Below are 3,418 nucleotides of genomic sequence, written 5' to 3' on the forward strand. Positions count from 1 at the left end.
GTGTAGGCCTGGAAGCCGAGGGTTGTGATCTGGTCGGCCACGTCCAGCACTTCATCCACGCTGTTGACCTTCACGATGACCGTGTTGTAGCCGGTCTTGTTGCGGTCGATGCGCTGGCCGCTGGCCCAGGTATTGAACCCCTCCAACTCGCTCAGCGGCAAATAGACTGACCAGTCCGGCTCGTCCCCCATCTCCGCCAGTACCCCCGCCACCTTAGCGCGCACCGTCTTGCGCACCTCTGTGCCGTCTTCCGTCCATTTCATCAACTCGATGACGAGTGTCTGATCGTACAGATTGGGCGGCGCCGGTGGCTCCTGGCCGGGACGGGCGCGCGGGTCCCAGAAGTTGTTAGCGACCTGTGAGCCGACGATGACCGTACCGCGCATCAATTCGAGTGAGCCCTGCTCGAGTTGCACGCCGAGCGCGGTCAGGTCATCCGCCCCCGCGCCGATGAGCGAGCCGCCCCCCTCCAGCCGGCCGACCTTCATCGTCATGCCGCCCTGGAAGTAGTCCTGAGGGATGACAGCCGTGACGCCGGGGATGGCGGCGAAAGCGGCCAGGGCGTCATTGTTGAGCGGGGCTTGTTGCTCCGGCATCCCTTCGGCCACCACTCCGCCGGGTCCCACCATCATCGCCTCTGAATATGTCGGGTAGACGGTAATGCGCGTCAGGTCGCCGATGTTGCCCAGTTGCGATTCGGCGTTGCGCTGCAAGCCGACGCCGAGCGAGACCAGCAGCACGACAGCCGCCGTGCCGATGATGACGCCGATGGCTGTCAGGGCCACGCGCCCCTTACGTCGCGACAAATTAGATATGATGAGGGACAACAAATCCAGTAGTTTCATTGTGGCCTCTTAAGAGGAACACAGAGAGACACTGAGGAAGAATAACTCTTCTCTGTGTTCCTCTTCATGGCTCCACCGGTGCTTCTACGGGCGCTTCCTCGATAGGGAACTCTTCGACGGGGACCTCCTCAACAGGAAACCCTTCGACCGGCTGTTCATCGCCGGCCGGGGCGCTGCCCAGCCCGAACAGGCCCAGGATGAAGCGCCAGATGCGCTGCCCCAGGCTCTCATTGGAGCCGTTGCCCTCGGCGGGGACTTCGCCTTCCACGCCGCTGCCCGGGTCAAGGCCCGGATCGACCGGTTCCACCGGGATCGACTCCAGCACCTCGACGGTCAGTGTGTTGGTGATCACGTCCGGCTGGTTGAAGTCGTTGGTATAGTTGATGCTGAGGGTTAACTCCAGCGGCCCCGGCTCGAACGGCGTGATCAGCGCGTCGAGCGGGAAGAAACCGCCCGGCTCCAGCGCGCCGACGAAGATGGCGTTGTTGGTGAGTTCGCTATTCGGCGCGGCGACGCTGAAGTTGCCGAAGACGACCGAGTTGCGGCCGGTGTTGACCACTTGCAGCGGCAGGCTGCCCGGCTCCCCGGCAAAGAGCGTCGGAGCCGTCGTGTAGAAGCCCATCTCCACCTGGGGGCGCTGCAAGACGAGCAGGGTGATGACCTGATCGTCCACGAAGCTCGCGCCGGTGTTGTCGTTGTAGACGAACGAGACTCTGACCGGGTAAGCGCCCGGCTCGGTGGACGTATTGACGATCAGTTGTTGGCTTGCCTCGCGGCTTTCGCCAACGGCCAGCTCGCCCAGCCGGCTGACGTTGGACGAACCGATGGGGGCGAACTCGCCAAACTGGCCGCCCCCACCCGATACCCCACCGCCCGACTCCGGTGTGCCGCTGATGCTGCCGGCGTCGCTGCCGCCCAGCACCAGGCTCACGTTGCGCGCGTTGGCTTCGCCTTGGTTCTCTACTTCCAGGGTGAGCGTGAATCGCTGGCCCGGCTCCAGTGGGTCGGGATCGGTCTCGTAGGCGGAGACGAGCAGTTGCGGGCGGGGGCGGGGGCTGGCCGTCGGCGTGATAGTGGCGGTGGCGGTGGGCGTGGCCGTGGCTGCCGCCCCGCCGCCGCCCTGGGGCACCACGGGGAAGCTCAGGTCGAAGCTCGACTCATAGCTCTGGCCGTTGACGTCGGTGTAGGTGGTGGTGACTTTCAGGATGGCGGTCGCCTTGCCGCGCAAGTCGGCCGTGGCGAAAAGCGGCTGCCAGAAGCGCGCCGGCTGACCGGGCGTTAGCGTGCCCACGGCGCGCACGCCGCCCGTGTCGCGCGGCACGAAGTCGCCGCTGACGAACGTCGCCAGGATGTTGCTGGCCGTGGCCTGTCCGGCGTTGACCAGGGTCATCTCGAAGTCGAGGTTCTGGCCGGGCGTGACCTGCGCCGAACTGGCCCCATAGGACTGGACGACCAGCAGCGGGCGCACGAAGGCAGTGGGCGCGGGCGTTGCGCTCGGCTCCGGCGTGGCCGTGAATCCGGCCGGGACAACGACCGTCAATGCGCCCGGCAGCACGGCCGTAGCCGCGTCGGGGTTGACCACTTGTACATCGTACTGCCCGGTGGAGATGCCGGCGACCACCGTTGCCCGCAGCACGCTGGCGCTGACGTACGTCGTTTCCAGGCCGCCGTAGTTGGACAGGATGACCACCGAGCCATTGACGAAGCCGCCGCCCGTCACGACGATCTCCACGTCGCGATCGTTGGGCACGGTACTGGGTTGGATCGATGACACGGTCAGGGGGCCAGGCGCGGGTGGGCGAGTAACCGTTGACGAGGGCGTCGGTGACGGGGTGTCGGTTGCCTGTTGCGCCTGGCTGGCCGGGGCCATCAGAACGAACGCCAACAGGAACACAACGGCTGCCAGGGCCGCCAGGATGGCTTTTGTGCTGCGAATAACTCTGCTATTCATAAATTTCATTCTTGATGCAGGGCGATTTGCCAAATCGCCTTGCGCTTTAGTGAAGCATGGCGATGAATCGCGTGCCTACAAACCGGTTACCGCATGATATTTATCGCCGCTGACGGTGCACCCGTCGAGCAGAAAGACCTGGTGCGTGGTGTAGGCGGCCATGCGCGGGTCGTGGGTGACGACGACGATGGTACGGCCGTCGCGGTGCAACTCGGAGAGCAGTTCCATGATACTCTGGCCGCTGGCCGTGTCCAGGTTGCCCGTCGGCTCGTCGGCCAGCACCAGCCGCGGCTCGTTGACCAGCGAGCGGGCAATAGCCACGCGCTGCTGCTGGCCGCCCGATAGTTCTGACGGGCGGTGTTGCCGGCGGTCAGCCAGGCCGACGCGCTCCAGCAGGGCGTCGGCCCGCTCGCGCCGCTCGCGCCGGCCGATGCCGGCGAAGCGCATCGGAAAGGCGACGTTCTCCCAGGCGCTCAGGCTGGGGATCAGGTTAAAGGACTGAAAGATGAAGCCGACCACCTGTTGCCGATAGGCGGCCAGCGCGTTCTCGTCCAGTTCCTCCAGCGCGTCGCCGCCGACGACGATACGCCCGGCCGTTGGCCGATCCAGCCCGCCCAGCAGA

3 protein-coding genes are annotated in these 3,418 nt (G+C 65.6%); all 3 read right to left on the reverse strand.

Going from position 1 to position 3,418, the window contains the following annotated elements; translation table 11 throughout:
- On the reverse strand, positions 1 to 806 hold an 806-nt coding region (locus ACE3UY_RS09755), incomplete at its 3' end, for an ABC transporter permease (protein WP_374687351.1).
- A gap of 103 nt (positions 807 to 909) precedes the next feature.
- Positions 910 to 2,796: a COG1361 S-layer family protein gene (locus ACE3UY_RS09760; protein ID WP_374687352.1), complete on the reverse strand. Its 1,887-nt coding sequence runs from the start codon at positions 2,794 to 2,796 to the stop codon at positions 910 to 912.
- 75 nt (positions 2,797 to 2,871) lie between these two features.
- On the reverse strand, positions 2,872 to 3,418 hold a 547-nt coding region (locus tag ACE3UY_RS09765), incomplete at its 5' end, for an ABC transporter ATP-binding protein (RefSeq protein WP_374687353.1).

The organism is Promineifilum sp. (SeqCode), from assembly GCF_041918635.1.
Taxonomy (GTDB): Bacteria; Chloroflexota; Anaerolineae; order Promineifilales; family Promineifilaceae; genus Promineifilum.